Origin of the sequence: Kribbella turkmenica, from assembly GCF_004348725.1 — a bacterium.
Classification (GTDB): Bacteria; Actinomycetota; Actinomycetes; order Propionibacteriales; family Kribbellaceae; genus Kribbella; species Kribbella turkmenica.
Genome location: NZ_SMKR01000093.1, coordinates 1 through 18,287 on the forward strand (window position 1 = coordinate 1; position 18,287 = coordinate 18,287).

The 18,287-nt window shown below is 72.3% G+C and carries 15 protein-coding genes and 1 riboswitch; of the genes, 3 read left to right on the forward strand and 12 right to left on the reverse strand.

The window, feature by feature from the left end:
• Positions 1 to 47: 47 nt before the first annotated feature.
• Together E1218_RS21045 and E1218_RS21050 are read left to right on the forward strand one after the other, a co-directional pair.
• Entirely contained in the window at positions 48 to 1,382 is a 1,335-nt protein-coding gene (locus tag E1218_RS21045; protein WP_132322772.1) for a sensor histidine kinase, read from the forward strand.
• Between the two features lies 1 nt (position 1,383).
• Positions 1,384 to 2,040 carry a response regulator transcription factor gene (locus E1218_RS21050; protein ID WP_132322734.1) on the forward strand — a complete coding sequence of 219 codons (657 nt, stop codon included), beginning with the start codon at positions 1,384 to 1,386 and terminating at the stop codon, positions 2,038 to 2,040.
• Between the two features lie 3 nt (positions 2,041 to 2,043).
• Here E1218_RS21050 and E1218_RS21055 read toward each other — a convergent pair whose 3' ends face one another.
• A complete protein-coding gene (locus tag E1218_RS21055) occupies positions 2,044 to 2,616 on the reverse strand; it encodes a MarR family winged helix-turn-helix transcriptional regulator (protein ID WP_132322736.1) in 573 nt (190 codons plus the stop codon).
• Positions 2,617 to 2,741: 125 nt separating this feature from the next.
• Between E1218_RS21055 and E1218_RS21060 the strand changes: the two genes are divergently transcribed.
• Positions 2,742 to 3,395: an FMN-dependent NADH-azoreductase gene (locus E1218_RS21060; RefSeq protein WP_132322738.1), complete on the forward strand. Its 654-nt coding sequence runs from the start codon at positions 2,742 to 2,744 to the stop codon at positions 3,393 to 3,395.
• Positions 3,396 to 3,454: 59 nt separating this feature from the next.
• On the opposite strand, the gene E1218_RS21065 is transcribed toward E1218_RS21060, so the two are convergent.
• The 11 genes from E1218_RS21065 to cobN all read right to left on the reverse strand — a co-directional run bounded on the left by E1218_RS21065 (position 3,455) and on the right by cobN (position 18,287).
• Complete coding sequence (locus tag E1218_RS21065; RefSeq protein ID WP_132322740.1) at positions 3,455 to 4,288, reverse strand: putative RNA methyltransferase; 834 nt, start codon at positions 4,286 to 4,288, stop codon at positions 3,455 to 3,457.
• A 12-nt stretch (positions 4,289 to 4,300) separates the two neighbouring features.
• Positions 4,301 to 5,230 carry an ABC transporter permease gene (locus tag E1218_RS21070; RefSeq protein WP_132322742.1) on the reverse strand — a complete coding sequence of 310 codons (930 nt, stop codon included), beginning with the start codon at positions 5,228 to 5,230 and terminating at the stop codon, positions 4,301 to 4,303.
• Positions 5,217 to 6,161, reverse strand: coding sequence for an ABC transporter ATP-binding protein (locus E1218_RS21075; RefSeq protein ID WP_202866120.1), 945 nt, complete (start codon positions 6,159 to 6,161; stop codon positions 5,217 to 5,219). Before E1218_RS21075 ends, E1218_RS21070 begins: the two co-directional genes overlap by 14 nt.
• Positions 6,162 to 6,163: 2 nt before the next feature.
• Positions 6,164 to 7,267, reverse strand: a complete 1,104-nt coding sequence (locus E1218_RS21080) for a LolA family protein (protein ID WP_132322744.1) — start codon at positions 7,265 to 7,267, stop codon at positions 6,164 to 6,166.
• A 138-nt stretch (positions 7,268 to 7,405) separates the two neighbouring features.
• On the reverse strand, positions 7,406 to 8,032 hold the full coding sequence (locus tag E1218_RS21085; protein ID WP_233712357.1) for an LURP-one-related/scramblase family protein: 627 nt from the start codon (positions 8,030 to 8,032) through the stop codon (positions 7,406 to 7,408).
• A 12-nt stretch (positions 8,033 to 8,044) separates the two neighbouring features.
• Positions 8,045 to 9,412, reverse strand: coding sequence for a 5,6-dimethylbenzimidazole synthase (gene bluB / locus E1218_RS21090; protein WP_132322746.1), 1,368 nt, complete (start codon positions 9,410 to 9,412; stop codon positions 8,045 to 8,047).
• Complete coding sequence (locus tag E1218_RS21095) at positions 9,409 to 10,770, reverse strand: cobyrinate a,c-diamide synthase (protein ID WP_233712358.1); 1,362 nt, start codon at positions 10,768 to 10,770, stop codon at positions 9,409 to 9,411. Before E1218_RS21095 ends, bluB begins: the two co-directional genes overlap by 4 nt.
• Positions 10,764 to 11,378 carry a cob(I)yrinic acid a,c-diamide adenosyltransferase gene (gene cobO, locus E1218_RS21100; protein WP_132322748.1) on the reverse strand — a complete coding sequence of 205 codons (615 nt, stop codon included), beginning with the start codon at positions 11,376 to 11,378 and terminating at the stop codon, positions 10,764 to 10,766. The genes E1218_RS21095 and cobO overlap by 7 nt, the downstream gene beginning before the upstream one ends.
• The gene (locus tag E1218_RS21105; protein WP_132322750.1) at positions 11,378 to 13,468 is read right to left on the reverse strand and encodes a putative cobaltochelatase; all 2,091 of its coding nucleotides are present in this window, start codon (positions 13,466 to 13,468) and stop codon (positions 11,378 to 11,380) included. Before E1218_RS21105 ends, cobO begins: the two co-directional genes overlap by 1 nt.
• A 65-nt stretch (positions 13,469 to 13,533) precedes the next feature.
• Positions 13,534 to 13,644: riboswitch (cobalamin riboswitch) on the reverse strand.
• 170 nt (positions 13,645 to 13,814) lie between these two features.
• Entirely contained in the window at positions 13,815 to 14,588 is a 774-nt protein-coding gene (gene surE / locus E1218_RS21110; protein ID WP_132322752.1) for a 5'/3'-nucleotidase SurE, read from the reverse strand.
• A 12-nt stretch (positions 14,589 to 14,600) separates the two neighbouring features.
• Positions 14,601 to 18,287 carry a cobaltochelatase subunit CobN gene (gene cobN / locus E1218_RS21115; protein ID WP_202866121.1) on the reverse strand — a complete coding sequence of 1,229 codons (3,687 nt, stop codon included), beginning with the start codon at positions 18,285 to 18,287 and terminating at the stop codon, positions 14,601 to 14,603.

Here is an 18,287-nt window from a genome sequence, read left to right on the forward strand (position 1 = left end):
GGGCGGGACCCTGCGTTTGGGACGATGTCGGGGTGGTGGACGGGCTGATGCGGGGGCCGGCGGGCTCGCGGCGCGAGACGACGCGGCCGGCGGGCCGGTTCGCGCGCGCAACGGCGGCCCTGGTGCGCGGCCTCGGAGCCCTGGGCCGGGTGTCGACGTACCTGCGGTGGGTGTACCTGCTGCTGGGCGCGGCACTGGTGCTGGCGTTCGTGCTCGTGGACAGCGCGCTGGGCGCCCTCGCGCAGGATTTCGATCTGCCGTCCGTGCTGAGCGGCATCGTGATCGCGATCCTGCTGGTCGGGCCGCCGATCGCGGTCGGCACGCTGCCCGCGGTCCGGGAGGTCGAGGGCATCGCGGTCGAGTCTTTGCTCGGCGTCCGGTTCGAGGAGCGTCCGCTCGGCCCGGCCCGCACCTGGGCGCAACGCCGCCGGACGACCACGTGGTTCTGCCTGCACCTGGTCAGCGGCGGAATCGTCGGCACCATCAGCACGATCGTGGTCGGGCTGGGCGCGGTGTTCCTCGCGGCCCCCTTCCGCTCCCCCGGCCGGCGCGAGCTGTTCCCGGACTTCTCGTACGACGTGCAGGGCAACTGGACCGACCTGTGGATGCCCGTGGTCGCGCTGGCCGGGATCGCCGGGCTCTTCTACCTGTCCGCCGCGGTCGGCGCACTGCTCAAGTACCTCGCCCCGCGCGTTCTCGGACCGACGCCGGCCGAGCGCATCGAGCTGCTCGAGCGCCGGACGGCGACCCTTGCCGAGCGCAACCGTCTGGCCCGGGAGCTGCACGACAGCGTCGGCCACGCACTCAGCCTGGTCACCATCCAGGCGGCCGCGGCCCGCCGGGTGCTGGCGACCGATCCGGCGTTCGCGGAGACCGCACTGGCCGCGATGGAGACCTCGGCGCGCAGCGCGCTGGCCGACCTCGACCACGTCCTCGGGCTCCTCCGGGACGACCGGCGGCCGGGCTCGGGGACCGCGCCGCAGGCGACCCTGGCCGAGCTCACCCGCCTGGTCGAGGCGACCCGGGCCGGCGGCATCAGCGTCGAGGTCCACAGCGACGGTGACCTGAGCCGGTTGCCGGCCGCGGTCTCGCGGGAGGCGTACCGGATCGTCCAGGAAGGGCTGACCAACGCGATCCGGCACGCGGGCCGACCGGCCGGGCAGGTCACCGTCGAGTTGTCGATCCGTCTGGACGCGACCGGACTGCGGCTCGAGCTGACCAATCCGGTCAGCGGTTCGTCGGATCACTCCGGCGGGGCACGTGGACTGGCCGGCATCCGTGAAAGAGTCGCCGTACTGCGAGGCACGGTGGACGCCGGCCTGGACGGGAACCGCTGGCGGCTCGCGGTCACACTGCCGGTCGCGGTGACGACGAAGGGATGACATGAACCTGTCGGTGGTCGTGGTCGACGACGAGCCGCTGATCCGCAGCGGGCTGCGCGCCATCATCAACGCCGAGCCCGACCTCACGGTCGTCGGCGAGGCCGGTGACGGCGCGGAGGTGCTGCCGGTCGTCCGCCGGACCGGCGCGGACGTCGTGCTGATGGACGTCCGGATGCCCGCGGTCGACGGCATCCAGGCGACCCGGCTGTTGCTGGACAGCCTCGACCCGGCGCCGCGCGTGCTGGTGGTGACGACCTTCGAGAACGACGACTACGTGTACGAAGCTCTGCGTGCCGGAGCCTCCGGGTTTCTACTGAAGCGGACTCCGCCGGATGACATCATCGCCGCGATCCGGACGGTCGCCGGGAGCGAGTCGCTGCTGTTCCCGGAGGCGATCCGGGCGCTGGCCCTGGCGCACGTGGGTGCGCAGCCGTCCCGCCCGACCGGCCTGGACGAGTACCAGCTGACCGAGCGCGAGCAGGAGGTACTGCGCCTGATGGCCAGGGGACTGTCCAACGCGGAGATCGCGGAGGAGCTGATCCTCGGCCTGCAGACGGTGAAGACGCACGTCGCGAACGTGCTGGCGAAGCTGAACGCCCGGGACCGCACCCAGGCGGTGATCCGCGCCTACGAGTCGGGCTTCGTTCCGCTGGGCTGACGCTCAGGTGGTCGTCGGGTCGTCGCTCTCGGCCAGCGTGCACGCGTTCTGCAGCGGGTCGATCGCGTTCGCCTTCATCGCCACCTGCTGCAACAGCATCCGGAAGCTGGCCCGCTCGGCCGGCTCCAGGCTGCCGAGGACCTCGTCCTCGGCCGTGACCAGGCGACGCTCGAGCTCACAGAGCACCTCCGTGCCCTCGGCGGTCGGAACGATCAGCCGCGCCCGCCGGTCGGCCGGGTCCGCCTGCCGCTGCACCAGCCCGGCCTTCTCCAGGTCGTCCAGGAGGTACGTCATCACGGTCCGGTCCACGCCGAGCTGCGCGGCCAGGTCGAGCTGCCGCCGGGGACCTTCGGCAACGGTCGTCGCCAGCACCTGATAACCCCGCGGGCCACCCGGTACGTCGTCCAGCGCGGCGGCGGCCGCCTTCGCGTACCGGCGGAACACGACGCCGAGCGCCCAGCCCAGGTCGGACTCGACCGGGGCGCCGCTGGCGACCCGCGGCTGGGTCCCACCGGCGCCGCGGCGCGCCACCTCGCGCGCAATCCGGCCTTTGACGTCCGGCGAAGTACTGGTCATGTCCCCATCGTACGTGGTGTAGGCCACTCGGAATACGATCTGGCTTGAAGATGTTCTGTTCTCCAGACTATCTTCAGTACAGCTCGAATACGAGCTCGCCCCCTCACGATGATGGAGAAACCTGAATGACCACCCTGCTACGCGTCGACGCCAGCCTCCGGCTGGACGGATCGGTCAGCCGCGCCCTGGCGGACAGCGCCGAGGCCGCCTGGAAGGCGGAGCACCCGAACGGCGTCGTGATCCGCCGTGACCTCGGTCAGCACCCGTTGCCGGCCACCGCGTGGCCCGCGCTCGTGGCCACCAAGCTGGGCGCCGAGGCCGGCCCGGACCACGCCGAGGCGGCCGCGCTGGCGGCAGAGCTCGCGGCCGAGGTGAAGAAGGCCGACGCGATCCTGCTCGCCGTACCGCTGTACAACTACGGCATCGCCCAGCACGTCAAGACCTGGATCGACCTGCTGCTGATCGACCCCGAGCTGGTCTACGGCCCCAGCCCGATCGCCGGCCGGCCGGCGATCTTCACCCTCGCCCGCGGCGGCGGCTACAGCCCGGGCGCCCCGAAGCACGGCTGGGACCACGCCACGCCGTACCTGGAGCGCGTCTTCGGCGACGTCTTCGGCATGAACGTCCGGATCGCCGCCGCCGAACTCACGCTGGCCCCGGCCACCCCGGGGATGGAGCAGCTCATCGACGCCTCCAAGGTGTCGGAGACCGAGGCCCACGTCACCGCTGAGCAGCACGGCACCATGGTCGCCCGCGAGGTCATCGCGAACGTCGCCTGATCCCGACCGGCGCGATCCGGTGGTGCCGAGCTCGAGCCGGCATCACCCGCCACGTCGCCCTAGGCGGCCCGCCAGCGCGACAGCGTGACCGACAACGTCACCATCGCCGGTTCCGGAAGGACGGCGATCCGGGCCGACAGCTCCCGGTGGCGGACGTGCCGCGCGCTCGGCGTCATCAGCACCAACTGCTCGATCGCAGTGCGGTCGAGCCGCATCGTCTCCGCGACGACCTCGCTGCCGATCTGCTCGAACTTGCCGGCCAGCGACTCGTACAACCGTCGTTCCTTCTCCTCGTCCACCTTGACCAGGCCGAGGACGCCGACGAGCTCGGCCAGGTGCTCCTGGTTCGGCGTGACCACCAGCAGGGTGCCCCCGGGTGCCAGCACGCGCGCCATCTCGGCGGCGTTGCGTGGGGCGAACACGTTCAGCATCAGCCGCGCCGAGCCGTCCAGCAGCGGCAGCTCCCGCCACGCGTCGCACACCACCGACCCGATCCGTGGATCCACCTTGGCCGCGCGCCGGGCGGCGTACCGGGAGACGTCGAGGGCGATCCCCCGCCGGCCGGCCGCCGTACCGATGACGCCGGCGAGGTAGTAGCCGGTGCCGGCGCCGACCTCCACCACCAGGTCGTCGTCCCGCAGCTTCGTGGCGGCGAGGATCAGCGCGTCCCGGATCGGCGCGTAGTGACCGCCGCCGAGAAAGACCGTGCGGGCACCGACCATCGCGGCCGAGTCGCCGTCGATCCCGGTCGATGCTGTGGGCAACAGGTTCAGGTACCCCTGCTTGGCCAGGTCGTAGGCGTGCCCGTGCGCGCACCGCGCCGTCCGGCCCGTCAGCGCGAGCGCGCCGGCGCAGACCGGGCAGCGCAGTACGGCGACGAGGTCGGCATCCACCCGACCAGTGTCTCAGCCGTTGATGTCGCGACTGGTGATCCGGGCCCAGGCGGCCGCGTAGAAGACGGCCAGGTAGCCGGCCTGCAGCAGCAGGTTGCGCCAGATGGCGTCCCAGTACGGCGGATCACGCAGCAGGTCGGCGAACGACGGCCAGCCGTACATCAGCAGCCACGGGTGGATCACGTCGATCTGCGGGATCGCGCTCAGGATCCCGCAGACGATGAACGAGCCGAAGGTGGCCGCCATCGCCGCCAGCGGCGTCGACGTCAGCGACGACACGAACAGCCCGATCCCGGCCAGTCCGAGCATCGACAGCCCGATCAGGACGGCGATCCCGAGCGCGCGCACGAGTCCGTCGCCCAGCGGCACCGTGGTCCCGGAGAGCAGCAGGACGTCGCCGACCGGGAACAGCAGGAAGCCCGCGATCAGCCCGGACAGCCAGATGACCATCGTCGCGACCAGGCAGAACACGGCCAGCGAGACCATCTTGGCGGCCAGCAGCCGGGACCGCCCGGCCGGCGCGGTGAGCAGGTTGCGGAACGTGCCCAGGCTCGACTCGCCGGCGAGCGACTCCCCCGAGATCACCGTGACCGCGGTCGGCAGGAAGAACGGCAGCGAGACCGCGAGGCTCGCGACGATCAGGAAGAACCCGTTCCCGGCGACCTGGCCGATGAACCCCTCGGCGTCGCCCTCGGACCCGGACAGCCGGATCGCGACCCCGATCATCACCGGCACCGCGGCCAGGACGGCGAGCAGCACCCAGGTCCGCGCCCGTCCGAACACCAGGTGCAGCTCGGACCGGAACAGTGCCAGGGTGTGCCGGCCGGCGCTGGGCCGGTTTCGACTGGATCGGGCTGGACCGGAGCGGCCTGGACTGGCGCGGGCTGGGGCGGGCCGGCCGACGTCCACGGTCTCGGCGGCCGCCGGGTCACTCGGCGACATCGAAGCCCTCCCCGGTCAGGGCCACGAAGGCGTCCTCGAGGCTGGGACGTTCCAGGCCGAAGCCGTGAATGCGGACGTCGGCGGCCACCAGGGCGGCCGCGAACTTGTCGATCGGAAGCTCACCCGCGTCCCCGTCGACGGTCTCGGCCGTGGTCCTGAGGTCGGTGACACCGAGGCTCGTCAACGTCTCGGCGGCCTGGCCGAGGTCGGGCGTACGGACGACGAGCCGGGGACGCAGCTCGGCGCGGAGGTCGGCGACGGTCGACTGCCGGACGAGGCGGCCGCGGCTCATCACAGCGGCGTGGGTGCAGACCTGCTCGACCTCGGCCAGCAGGTGGGTCGAGGTGAAGATCGTCGTGCCGTCGCTCGCGAGGTCACGGATCAGGTGGCGGACCTCGCGGGTGCCCTGCGGGTCCAGGCCGTTGGTCGGCTCGTCCAGCACGAGCAGCTCGCGGCGCTGCATCAGCGCGACCGCGATCGCCAGCCGTTGCCGCATGCCGAGCGAGTACGCACGCACCTTCTTGTTCGCCGCGTTGGACAGGCCGACCCGCTCGAGCGCCTCGCCGGCCCGCGCCTTGCGGGTGCCGGGGTCGGCGGTCCGGTCGGCCGCGTCGAAGCGGAGCAGGTTCGCCTGTCCGCTCCAGAACGGGTAGAACGCCGGACCCTCGACCAGCGCCCCTACCCGCGGCAGCACCCGGAGCTGGGCCTTCGGCATCGGCTCGCCGAGCAGCTCGACCGATCCCGCCGTGGGCGTGATCAGCCCGAGTAACATCCGGATCGTCGTGGTCTTCCCGGAGCCGTTCGGCCCCAGGAACCCGAACACCGTCCCGGCAGGCACCTCGAGGTCGACCGCGTCGACGGCGACCTGCCCGCCTCGGAACCGCTTGGTCAGCCCGCGGGTCACCACCGGCGGCGAGGACGGACCGGCCACGGTCAGCGTGGTGCCTTCGGTGCGGCCGCGACCAGGGTGTCCGGGCTGACCAGGCCGACCAGGACCCGGCCGTCGTCGGTGATCAGGGCGTTGACCATCTTGCTGGTCAGGATCTTGCCCTTGCCCCACGAACCCTCGACCGTCCGGGCGTTCGCGAGCAACTGGCCGACCGGCCCGCTGCGCGGCACGTCCAGGTCACGGAACGCGACCACGCTCTCCCAGCCCTCGCCGATCACTGTCGGCTTGTCGCCGGCGTTCTGCGCGGGGCGCTTGGGAGTGACCGCCTTCGGCGGCTTCACCGGGGTCGGCGCCTGCCGGACGGCAGGCACCGACTTCTCCGTGACCTTCACGCCCTTCGGCGGGGTGAAGGTGAAGGTGCTCGTCGCCGGGATGCCGAACGACACCGAGGAGAAGCCGAGCTGCGCCGCCGGGTCCTTCCCGGTCCGCGGCATCACGGTCACCTCGAGCGGCACCCAGTTCTTCGAGTCGATCGCGAGTGTGACCGAACCGACCGTCGACTTGTCGGTCTTCGGCACCAGGCGCAGCATGTACGCGTCCCGGCCCGCGACCTTGTCGGTCCCGCTGACCTCGACCTGAGTGGTCGGGTCGATCGCGTCCAGGAACTGCTTGGCCACCGTCGCCGGGTTGTACGACTCCGGCTTGAGCTCGGGCCCGGCCGGTCGGTGAGCCCGGGCCGGCAGCGTCAGCTTGACGGCCTCGCGCTCGGCGGAGTCGTAGGCCCACGCGGTCTTGCCGTCGGTCGTCCAGACCCGCTCGGCCATGTTGTCGAGCACGGCGACCCGTGCCTTGTCCGGCGCCGCGAAGGCGACCCGGGCGGTGTGCTCGCCGGTCAGCAGGTCGGGGATCTGGCTGCCGCCCTCGACACCGGGCAGCGCGGGCAGGCCGAGATCGGCGGCCGACCGGACGGTCCCGCTGAGGCCGTCGACCTTCGCCGTCTGGACCTTGGTCAACAGTTCCTGGGCGGTGATGCCGGGCAGGTTGGGAGACGCGTCCGCGACCACCGGACCGAGTGTGCCCACCCCCGCGACCACCGCGACTGCCGTGACCGGTACCAACCACCGTCGACTGCGCTGCGCTACGCCCATGCAACAAGACTCGCACCGCGACCAAGCGGAACCAAGTGCTCTCAGGGTCACTTCCCCCAAAAGAGTGAGGGCGGCCTACGACCAGGGAAGTACGCCGGTCGCCCGGCGTACTGCCCTGGTCTCGAGGCGCTCCTCAGCTCAGCGGCTCTGGAGCGCGTCCAGGGCGACCGTCATCGCGGCGGCCACGCGGAAGTCCAGGCGGGGATCCTGGACGCTGACCCGGTAGCGGTCACGCACCGAGATCTTCCGCTCCACCGACAGCACCGGCCGGCCGGTCTGCGCCTCGGTGAAGTCGAAGTGGAAGATGAACGGCAGCGGGATCTCGCCGACGAACGGGACGAACTCCCAGACCCGGCGGACGATCGCGACCGTCGGGTTACGCTCCGTGCCGCTCGCGTGCAGGTGGCCGCTGGACAACAGCCAGCTGGACCGCAGCAGGCTCTTGCCGAACTCCTTCTTGAACCAGCCGATCGGCTGGCCGTTCGCGTCGAAGACGTCGTACCCGGAGCCGAGGTCGATGGCCTTGCGCGCCCTGAACGAGAACACCGCCTGCGACTTGGAGTCGTCGCTGTAGAAGGTGACCTGCTCCTTGAAGGCCATCCGCTTCTGCTGCGCGAACGCCAGCACCTGGCCGTCGCTGCCGTCCGGGTTGGTGGCGATCAGCTCGTACTTGTTCGCCATCATCGTGATCCGCTGCTTCATCGAGAACGCGGGCACGTACATGGCGGCTTGATCCGGGCTGGGGCCCTGGGGTGGAACAGTCATGCGAAGAGTCTGTCACCCCGACCAGTCCACCCCACACGCACGCGCCCCGGCGCGGAGCCCACGCACCAGGCCATCGGCCACCTCGGACTGCTCGACCGTCTGTAGGGCGAGGTGCCCGACGCCCTGCAGTGCCAGGTCGCGCGCGACCTCGACCCCCAGCTCCACCGCCTCCACCGGTGTCCGAGCGGGCCGCCAGAGCACTCCGAAATCGGCTATCGGCTTGTCCGCGCCCAGATGTACGACGAGTGCATCGGCGTGATCCAGGTAGTCCGCTGGATCACCACCCACGATCACTCGCACTCGCTGCCGCCCAACCGCCCGTACAGCGTTCTCACCGGCCCGAGCCGCGTCGTGCTCGATCGACGTGACACCGCGCTGTCCCCACTGCTCGTGGTGAACCGCCCAGGCGAGCGGACGACGCGCGGCCCAGCCTGTCCGCACGAGCTCGGGCGCGGCGGCGAACTCCTCCACGTGACCGACACACAGGTACCCGACGAGCTCGATGTGCGCGGGCAGATCGAGTACGGCGGCAACCTCGCCGGGCTCGAAGAACGAGACCCAGCCGACGCCGAGCCCTTCGGCACGGGCGGCGAGCCAGAGGTTCTGGATCGCGATCGCCGCCGAGAACCAGGTCGTCCGCGGATCGGCGTGCCGGCCCAGGACGTGCCGGCCACCGCGACCGGCGTCGCAGGTCACCGCGATGTTGAGCGGCGTGTCCAGGATCGCCTCGATTTTCAGCCCGTCGAACGCCTGCCGCCGGTCCGGCGGCAGCGAGGCGGCGAACGCGTCCCGCTGGGCGCCGGCGAGGTCATGGATCTTCCGGCGGGTGGCGAGATCACGGATCAGCACGAAATCCCACGGCTGGCTGAGTCCTACACTCGGTGCGCGGTGCGCCGACTCCAGCACGCGCGTGAGTACGTCGTCCGCGATCGGCCGGTCCACGAAGCCCCGACGTACGTCGCGGCGCTCGGCGATCACCCGGTGGACGACGTCCCGCTCGGTCGGCGGGTAGCCGGGAGCGGCAGCCATCCGGCCGACGGCCGCGGTCGCGTTGACGGACCGGCGCTTCGGCACGACCAGTTCCGCGCCGGTCGCGAGTACGGCTGACTCCGCGACACTCGGCGTACCCGTCAATCGCTCGACCCGTGGGCCGGGTGTGGGCGCGGGATGCCTGGCGAGCTCGGAGACCGGTGTGGTGTGAAGCTCCGCGTCGAGGAAGGCCGCCAACCGCTGCAGGCCCGGCTCGGTCTCGCGTCCCTCGACGGTGACGACAACGCGCACGTCTCCCCCGCCGGCCGCGGCCACGGTGGCGTCGACCAGGTCGCGCAGCTCGCGGTACGACGTACCGGAGCGGAGGCCGACGCCGACCACCAGCTTCATGTGTCCAGCCCGGCGTGGACCCGGGCGGCGGCTACCAGGCGCGTGGGGACATCGGGCGTCGCCGTCCAGTGCAGATGGAGGTACGACGCGTGGACGCGTGGCCGGGCGATTCCCTCGACACCGCCCGGGAGGTACCAGGCCGGGCTCACGTCGGTGTCGAGGTCGACCGCCGTCCGGTGGAACTCGTGTCCGCGGACGCGGCGGCCCTCGTCGAAGAACGCGGTGGTGGTCGCGGCGATCGCCGTCCGGTAGCCGAGGACCAGACGACCGGTCATCCGTCCGGTCGCGGGCAGGACGCCGGCCATCGGGTGGCCGTCGAGCTCGCGGCACAGGTAGAGCAGGCCGGCGCACTCGGCGACGACGGGAAGTCCGGCGGCGATCTCGGTCGCCACCTGGCGGCGAAGGCCGTCGTTGGCGGACAAGGCTTCGGCGTGCAGTTCGGGGAAGCCGCCGCCGAGGTACAGGGCTGCTGTTGCTGCGGGCAACGTGTCGGTGAGTGGGTCGAAGGCGACGACCTCGGCGCCGGCGGCGGCGAGCAGCTCGGCAGTCTCGGTGTAGCGGAACGAGAAGACGGGGCCACCGGCAACAGCCACCACCGGGCGTCCGGGCGGATCCGCCGTCGGCGCTACCTCGTCGGCCGGGTCCCACGCCTCGGCGTTCAGCTCCACCGCTTTCCGGGCTTCCGTGACGAAGGCTTCGAGGTCGACGCCCTGACGGACCATTTCGGCGGCCGCGTCGACCGCGGCGGACGCCTGCTCGCGCTGCTCGTCGGCGGGCACCAGTCCGAGATGGCGGCTGGGCACGGTCAGCCGGGTGCCCCGCCGCAGGACGCCGAGCACCGGTACGCCGGTCGGCGCGACGCCGGCGCGGACCTCGGCCTCGTGCCGGTCCGAGCCGACCTTGTTCAGGATCACGCCGACGATCCGCACCTCGGTGTCGAACGCGACGAACCCGTTGACCACGGCACCGACACTGCGGCCGGCCGCGGAGGCGTCGACGACGAGGACGACGGGTGCCTCGAGCAACTTCGAGACGTGCGCGGTGGAGGCGTAGCCCTCCGTCCCGAGCGCACCGTCGTACAGCCCCATCACGCCTTCGACCACGGCGACGTCCGCACCCGCCGCGCCATGGGCGAACAGCGGGGCCACCCGCTCCTCGCCCTGCAGCATCGGGTCGAGGTTGCGTCCCGGGCGACCGGTCGCGACGGCGTGGAAGCCGGGATCGATGTAGTCCGGGCCGACCTTGAACCCGGCGACCGTGTGACCGGCCCGCCGCAGCGCCGCCATCAGGCCGACGGCGACCGTCGTCTTCCCGGCCCCGGAGGCGGGGGCCGCGACGACCAGCCGTGGGATCACCACTCGATGCCCTTCTGGCCCTTCTGGCCCGCATCCATCGGGTGCTTGACCTTCGTCATCTCGGTCACCAGGTCGGCCGCGTCCAGCAGGCGCTGGTCGGCGTTCCGGCCGGTGATCACGACGTACTGGTGGCCGGGGCGGCCGACGAGCGTGTCGACCACCTCGTCGACGTCGACCCAGCCCCACTTCATCGGGTACGTGAACTCGTCCAGCACGTAGAGGTCGTGCGTCTCGGCCCGGATCCGGCGCTGGATCTCCCGCCAGCCCTCGAGCGCGTCGGCGGCGTGGTCCTCCTCGGTGCCGGCCTTGCGCGACCAGCTCCAGCCCTCGCCCATCTTGTGCCACTCGACCGGCCCGCCCTGGCCCGTTTCCTCGTGCAACTGACCGAGCGCCTTGAACGCGCTCTCCTCGCCGACCTTCCACTTCGCGCTCTTGACGAACTGGAACACGCCGATGTTCCAACCCTGCGTCCAGCCCCGCAGCGCCATCCCGAAGGCGGCCGTCGACTTCCCCTTCATCTCGCCGGTGTGCACCATCAGCAGCGGCCGGTTCCGCCGCTGCCGGGTGGTCAGGCCGTCCTGCGGTACGACGGCCGGCTGTCCCTTCGGCATCAGGCGGCCCGCCGCTCGGTGACCGCGCGGACCAGCTGGCCGGCGGCGACCTCGCCGAGATCGAGGTACTCGGCGGACAGGTCCGCGGCCAGCTCGGCGGCCAGTCCGAGCCGGACACCGCGGTGCGGCTCGCAGTCGACGACGACCGCGGCGATCCCCTGCTGGGCGAGCCATCCGGCGGCCCGCCGGGCGTGCGCGAAGGCGTTCTCCCCGTGGGTCGCCCGGCCGTCGGTGACGAGCACGAGCAGCGGGCGTCGACGCGGGTCCCGGATCGCGGCGATGCGCAGTACCTCGGCCGCCTGGAGCAGGCCTTCGGCCAGCGGCGTCCGGCCGCCGGTGGGGAGCGATTCGAGGCGTCGTACGGCGGTCTCGACGCTGCCGGTCGGCGGCAGAACGACCGTGGCGGCGGGGCCGGCGAAGGTGACCAGGCCGACACTGTCGCGGCGCTGGTACGCGTCCAGGAGGAGCGAGACGATCGCCGTCTTCACCTCGCCCATGCGCTTCCTGGCACCCATCGAGCCGGAGGCGTCGACACAGAACAGGACGAGGTTGCCCTCGCGGCCCTCCCGTACGGCGAGCCGCACGTCGGACGTGTGGACGGTCAGTCCGGGCCCGCCATTCCGCCGCTCCCGTTGATGCGGCGCAGCCGACCTGATGGTGGCCAGCAGATGTGGACGGCCGGACTCCCGGCCGATCCGGGGCCGGTCCCCCACGACGCGGCCGGCGTCGGTGATCGCCCGCGACCGTCGTCCGGCGACCCCTGCGCCGGCAGCCTGCACCCTGAGCAGCCGGGCCTTGTAGGGCTCCGAGCTGCCGACGACTTCGCCGGCCGGCGCCGGACCCGCCGTGGCGGCGGCCGCTTCGGAGTCGCGGCCGGGGTCGCCGGCGTCGGCATCGGCCGGGTCTGCGTCGGCCGGATCGGCCGAGTCGCCGCCGTCCGGGTCCGATGGGTCGGCGCCGCCGCCCTCAGGACTGTCCGGTTCGCCGTCCGGGTCCGACGGGTTGCCGCCGCCCCCGGGACCGTCGGGATCGTCGTCCGGGTCCGGCGGCGGGGTGCTGTTGTCGATCGCCGCTTCGAGCTGCTCGTCGTCCAGCCCGGGCGCATCGAACGGGTTGCGGCGCTTGCGGTGCGGCAGCGCGAGCTTGGCGGCCGCGCGGACGTCGTCCACTTCCACGACCGTCCGGCCGGACCAGGCCGCGTGCGCGAGCGCCGTCCGCGCGGTGACCAGGTCGGCGCGCATGCCGTCGACGTCGAAGGACGCGCAGATCTCCGCGATCTGGCGGAGCGCGGCGTCGGTCAGGATCACCTCGGACAGCAGGTCGCGCGCCTTGACGATCCGTTCGGCGAGCTCCCGCTGCGCGCCGTCGTACCGCGCGGTGAAGCCGGCCGGGTCGGCCTCGTAGGCGAGTCGCGCGCGCATCACCTCGACCCGGACGGCCGGGTCGCGGCTGGCGACGACGTCGACGGTCAGGCCGAAGCGGTCGAGGAGTTGCGGCCGGAGCTCGCCCTCCTCCGGGTTCATCGTGCCGATCAGGACGAACCGCGCCGGGTGGGTGACCGAGACGCCGTCGCGTTCGACGGTCGCACGTCCCATCGCGGCGGCGTCCAGCAGGACGTCGACCAGGTGGTCGTGCAGCAGGTTGACCTCGTCGACGTACAGCAGTCCGCGATGCGCCACCGCAAGCAGACCGGGCTCGTACGCCGTGACGCCCTCGGCCAGCGCCTTCTCCAGGTGCAGCGACCCGAGCACCCGGTCCTCGGTCGCGCCGACCGGCAGCTCGACCAGCCGCGCCGGCCGGACGTCGCGCCCGCCGGAGTGTGGGCCGTCCGGGCAGACGTGGTCCGGGTGGTCCGGATCGCAGGAGAAGCGGCAGCCAGGGACGACGTCGACCGGCGGGAGGACCTCGGTGAGCGCCCGGACGGCCGTGGACTTGGCGGTCCCCTTCTCGCCACGGATCAGTACGCCGCCGATGGCGGGAGAGATCGCGGCGAGGATGAGTGCCAGCTGCAGGTCCTGCATCCCGACCACGGCGGTGAAGGGGAACCCGGAGCTTTCCCGTGGAGTGAGGCTGGTCGGAGCAGGCCGCATCGGCGGGATCCCTTCGTCGAGCGGGTGTCCACGCCCGCTACGGCAGCTGGTACGCCGGACCACGGAGAGGCCGGCGGACGGGCGCGGATGTCCTGGCTTCCGGGTCACCCCGGTCACAGTGGCGGGACCGCCCCGGACTCACACCGGGTTCCTCCACAACCGTCGGCCCGATCATGGCACATCCCACTCGCCCGCTCAGCGACCAGGTTCACACCGGCGCCCGAGTTCGTTCGAGGTCGAGGCGGGTTGTTCACGCCGGCCGCGGGTACGCGGTGTGGGTCGGCCTGGAGGACATGCTCACCGGTCCCGACGGCCAACCGGTCCGGGACAACGCCGAACTGCTGGGTCACCTGTAGCCGGAGAGGCGTTTCGCCAGGGCGGTCGCGGCCGCGTCGTCCTTGACCTCGCGGATCCCGACGATCGGCGTCACCGCGACGAACCCGGCGGCGAGCAGGGCCTCGTCCGACCCGGCGACCGGGTTCGCCGCCGGCGGTTCGAGCTCGATCATCGGCTCGCCGGCCGGCGCTGTCGTGCCGGTGATCCGGGACCGCCTGATCGGCGCCAGCGACGCGTGCCGCACCCCGGCCAACTGGTCGAGCGGCCGGTCCGGCACGTTGATCGTCAGCACGGTCCCGGCCGGCTCCGGCACGACCCAGGTCAGCGCCTCCGCCGCGACCGCGGCCGCGGTCTCCCAGTGCGCGGGATCCTCGGAGTCGATGCTCACGGCAATCGCGGAGAGGCCTTGACCGGCCGCGGTGAGCGCCGCGGCCACCGTGCCCGAGTGGAAGATCGGTACGCCGATGTTGTGCCCGCGGTTGATCCCGGACACGACCACGTCCGGGACGCCGCCGAAGGCCCCGACGGCGGCCAGCGTGACCGCCAGTGCCGGCGTGCCGTCGATCCCGCGATAGGTGACACCGCCCAGGTCCTCGGACGCGGTCCGGATCGGGCGGCCGACCATCCCCGCCCTGGCCGAACCCACACCGCTCTGGTCGTCCAGCGGAGCCACCACCAGGACGTCGTGTCCGAGCTCGGCGATCGCCGGCGCGAGCGCCCGGATCCCCGGAGCCTGATAACCGTCGTCGTTGGTGATCAGGACTCGCAGCTTCTCGGACGCCATGTCCCTACCCAATCAGCCGCGATCCTCGATGTCACCCTCCGTCTCGAGGACCGCGGTGCGGAGCGTCTCGAGCGCCTCGGCCGACGGCTCCGACCACAGGCCGCGCTGCGCCGCCTCCAGCAGGCGCTCCGCGATCCCGTGCCGCGCCCACGGATTGGACCTGCGGAAGAACTCCGCCATCTCCGGGTTCGCGACGTACTCGGTGGTCAGCGTTTCGTACATCCAGTCGTCGACCACGCCGGCGGTCGCGTCGTACCCGAAGAGGTAGTCCACCGTGGCGGCCATCTCGAAGGCACCCTTGTAGCCGTGCCGGCGCATGGCGGCCATCCAGCGCGGGTTCACCACCCGGGCCCGGAAGACCCGCTTGGTCTCCTCCGCCAGCGTCCGGGTCTTCACCCGTGCCGGTGCGGCGGAGTCGCCGACGTACGCCTTCGGGGCGGCGCCGGTCAGGTGGCGGACCATCGCGATCATGCCGCCGTGGTACTGGACGTAGTCGTCGGAGTCCATGATGTCGTGCTCGCGGGTGTCCGCGTTCTTCGCCGCCACCTGGATCCGGGCGTACGCGCGCTCCATCGAGCCGCGGGCCTCCGCGCCGTCGAGGTCCTTGCCGTACGCGTACCCGCCCCAGACCGCGTAGACCTCGGCCAGCTCGGCGTCGGTCCGCCAGTTCCGCGCGTCCACGAGCGGCAGCAGGCCGGCGCCGTACGAGCCGGGCTTGGAGCCGAAGACCCGCGCCGTGGATGCCCGCAGGTCGTTGCCAGCCGCAACATCAGCGTCGACGTGCGCCCGCAGGTAGTTGTCGTCGGGCGCCTCGTCCAGCGCGGCGACCGTGCGGACGGCCTCGTCGAGCAGTGCGACGACGTGCGGGAAGGCGTCCCGGAAGAAGCCGGAGATCCGGACCGTGACGTCGACCCGCGGGCGGCCGAGCTCCGCGACCGGCACCACCTCGAACCCGGTGACCCGGCGGGACGCGTCGTCCCAGACCGGGCGGCACCCGAGCAGCCACAGCACCTCGGCGAGGTCGTCGCCCTGCGTGCGCATCGCCGACGTACCCCACACCGTCAGGCCGACGGACCGCGGCCACTCCCCCGTCTCGGCCCGGTGCCGGGCCAGCAGCGAGTCGGCCAGCGCGACCCCGACGTCCCAGGCATTCCGGCTCGGGATCGCCTTCGGGTCGACGGCGTAGAAGTTGCGGCCGGTCGGCAGCACGTTGACCAGGCCGCGGGTCGGCGACCCGGACGGACCGGCCTCGACAAAGCGGCCGTCCAGGGCACGCAGTACGTTCGTCAGCTCGTCGCCGGTGCGCGCGAGCCGTGGCACGACCTCGGTGGCGGCGAACGTCAGCGACGCCTCGACGCCGGCCGACGAGCGACCGAGCACCTCGGCGACGACCACCGGGACCTTCGCGGCGTCCCAGCTCAGCGTCTCCATGCCGACGACGAGCTTGCGAGCGACCGCCTCCAGCAGATCGACCCCGTCGGCGCCGCTGACCGCGGGCAGGTCGGCCAGCGTGGCCAGGTCGGCGAGGTCCGCGGCCTGCCCCGGGTTCGCCAGCAGCTCGGCCTCGTCCACGCCGAACGTGTCGCCGAGCGCCGTCCGCAGACCGGGGATCGAGTACGAGCCACCCCACAACTGCCGGGCCCGGAGAACCGCGAGCACCAGGTTGATCCGCGCCTCACCGGCCGGCGCACCCCCGAGCACGTGCAGCCCGTCGCGGATCTGCACGTCCTTGATCTCGCACAGATACCCGTCGAGGTGCAGCACGAACTCGTCGAAGTCGTCGTCCCCCGGCTTCTCGGCGGTGTGCAGGTCGTGGTGCAACTGCGCCGCCTGGATCAGCGTCCAGATCTGCGCCCGCAGGGTCGGCACCTTGTCCGGGTCCAGCGCCTGCACGGTCGCGTACTCGTCGAGCAGGTACTCCAGCTTCGCCATGTCCCCGTACGTCTCGGCCCGGGCCATCGGCGGCACCAGGTGGTCGACGACGGTCGCGTGCGCGCGCCGCTTCGCCTGGGTGCCCTCGCCCGGGTCGTTGACGATGAACGGGTAGACCATCGGCAGGTCCCCGAGGACGGCGTCCGGCGCGCAGTCGGCCGCCATCCCGATGCCCTTGCCCGGCAGCCACTCCAGCGTCCCGTGCTTGCCCAGGTGTACGACGGCATGCGCGCCGAAACCGCCCTCGGCGACCGGCGCCTCGAGCCAGCGGTACGCCGCCAGGTAGTGGTGCGACGGCGCCATGTCCGGGTCGTGGTAGATCGCGACCGGGTTCTCGCCGAACCCGCGCGGCGGCTGGATCATCAGCACGACGTTCCCGAACCGCAACGCGGCCAGCGCGATCTCACCCGACGGCGCCACGTACAAGTGCCCCGGCGGTGCGCCCCAGGCCTCGGTCATTGCCGCACGCAACGACTCGGGGATCCGGCCGAACCACTGCTCGTACGTCGCCGGCGGGATCTTCGCGACCGCCGTCGCCAGCTGCTCGTCGGTCAGCCAGTCGACGTCGTGGCCACCGGCCGCGATCAGCCGATGGATCAGCCCGTCACCGTCCAGCTCACCGACGTCCAGGCCGCCGAGGTCGTAGCCGGCCTCGTGCAACCGCCCGAGCAGCACGACCGCCGATGCCGGGGTGTCGAGACCGACCGCGTTCCCGATCCGCGCGTGCTTGGTCGGGTACGACGAGAGGACCAGAGCGATCCGCTTCTCCGCGGCCGGAACGTGCCGGAGCCGGGCATGCGCGACGGCGATCCCGGCGAGCCGCTCACACCGGTCCGGGTCGGGCGCGTACCGGGCCAGACCGTCCTCGTCGTAGGCCTTGAAGGAGAACGGAACGGTGATCAGCCGGCCGTCGAACTCCGGGATCGCCACCTGGGTCGCCGCGTCGAGCGGGCTGATCGCGGCGTCGCTGGCCAGCCACTGCTCGCGGGTCGAGGTCAGCGCGAGGCCCTGGATCAGCGGGATGTCGAGGGACGCCAGCGCACCCGCGTCCCACGCGTCGTCCGCACCGCCCGCACTCGCGTCGGCCGCGACTGTCCCACCGGCCGCGAGCAGCGTGGTGACCAGGACGTCGCACTTGCGCAGCAGGTCGAAGAGACCGGTGTTCTCGGCCGAGTCCGGATCCAGGCCGCGGAGCGTGCCGCAGTACACCGGCAACGGCTGGGCACCCGCGGACTCGACCGCGGTCGCGAGGGCGTCGACGAACGCCGTGTTCCCGGAGATCTCGTGTGCGCGGTAGTAGACGATGCCGACCACCGGCCGCTCGTCCTCGACGAACGTCCCGCGCACGCCGTACGTCGGCAGCGCCCGCGGCGGATCGAACTCGTCGCCGGTCAGCAGGATCGTGTCGCGCAGGAACCCGGCCAGGTTGCGGAGATTGTCCGAGCCGCCCTCGCGCAGGTACGCGAGCGCTTCGGTGACCGCACCGGCGGGCACGGTCGACAGCGACATCAGTTCGGCGTCGGGCGCGGCCTCACCGCTGACCACGACGGCCGGCCGGCCAGAGGCCAGCACGGCGGCCAGCCCTTCCTCCCAGGCCCGGCGACCGCCGAGCAGCCGGACCACGACGATCTCGGCCGCCGCCAGCAGCGGAGCCAGGCCGGCCAGGTCGAGCCGGGCGGGATTCGCGACCTTCCAGCCGGCCTCCGCCTCGGCGGCGGCGAGCAGATCGGTGTCGGCGGTCGAGAGCAGCAGGAGATTCGCAGGCAC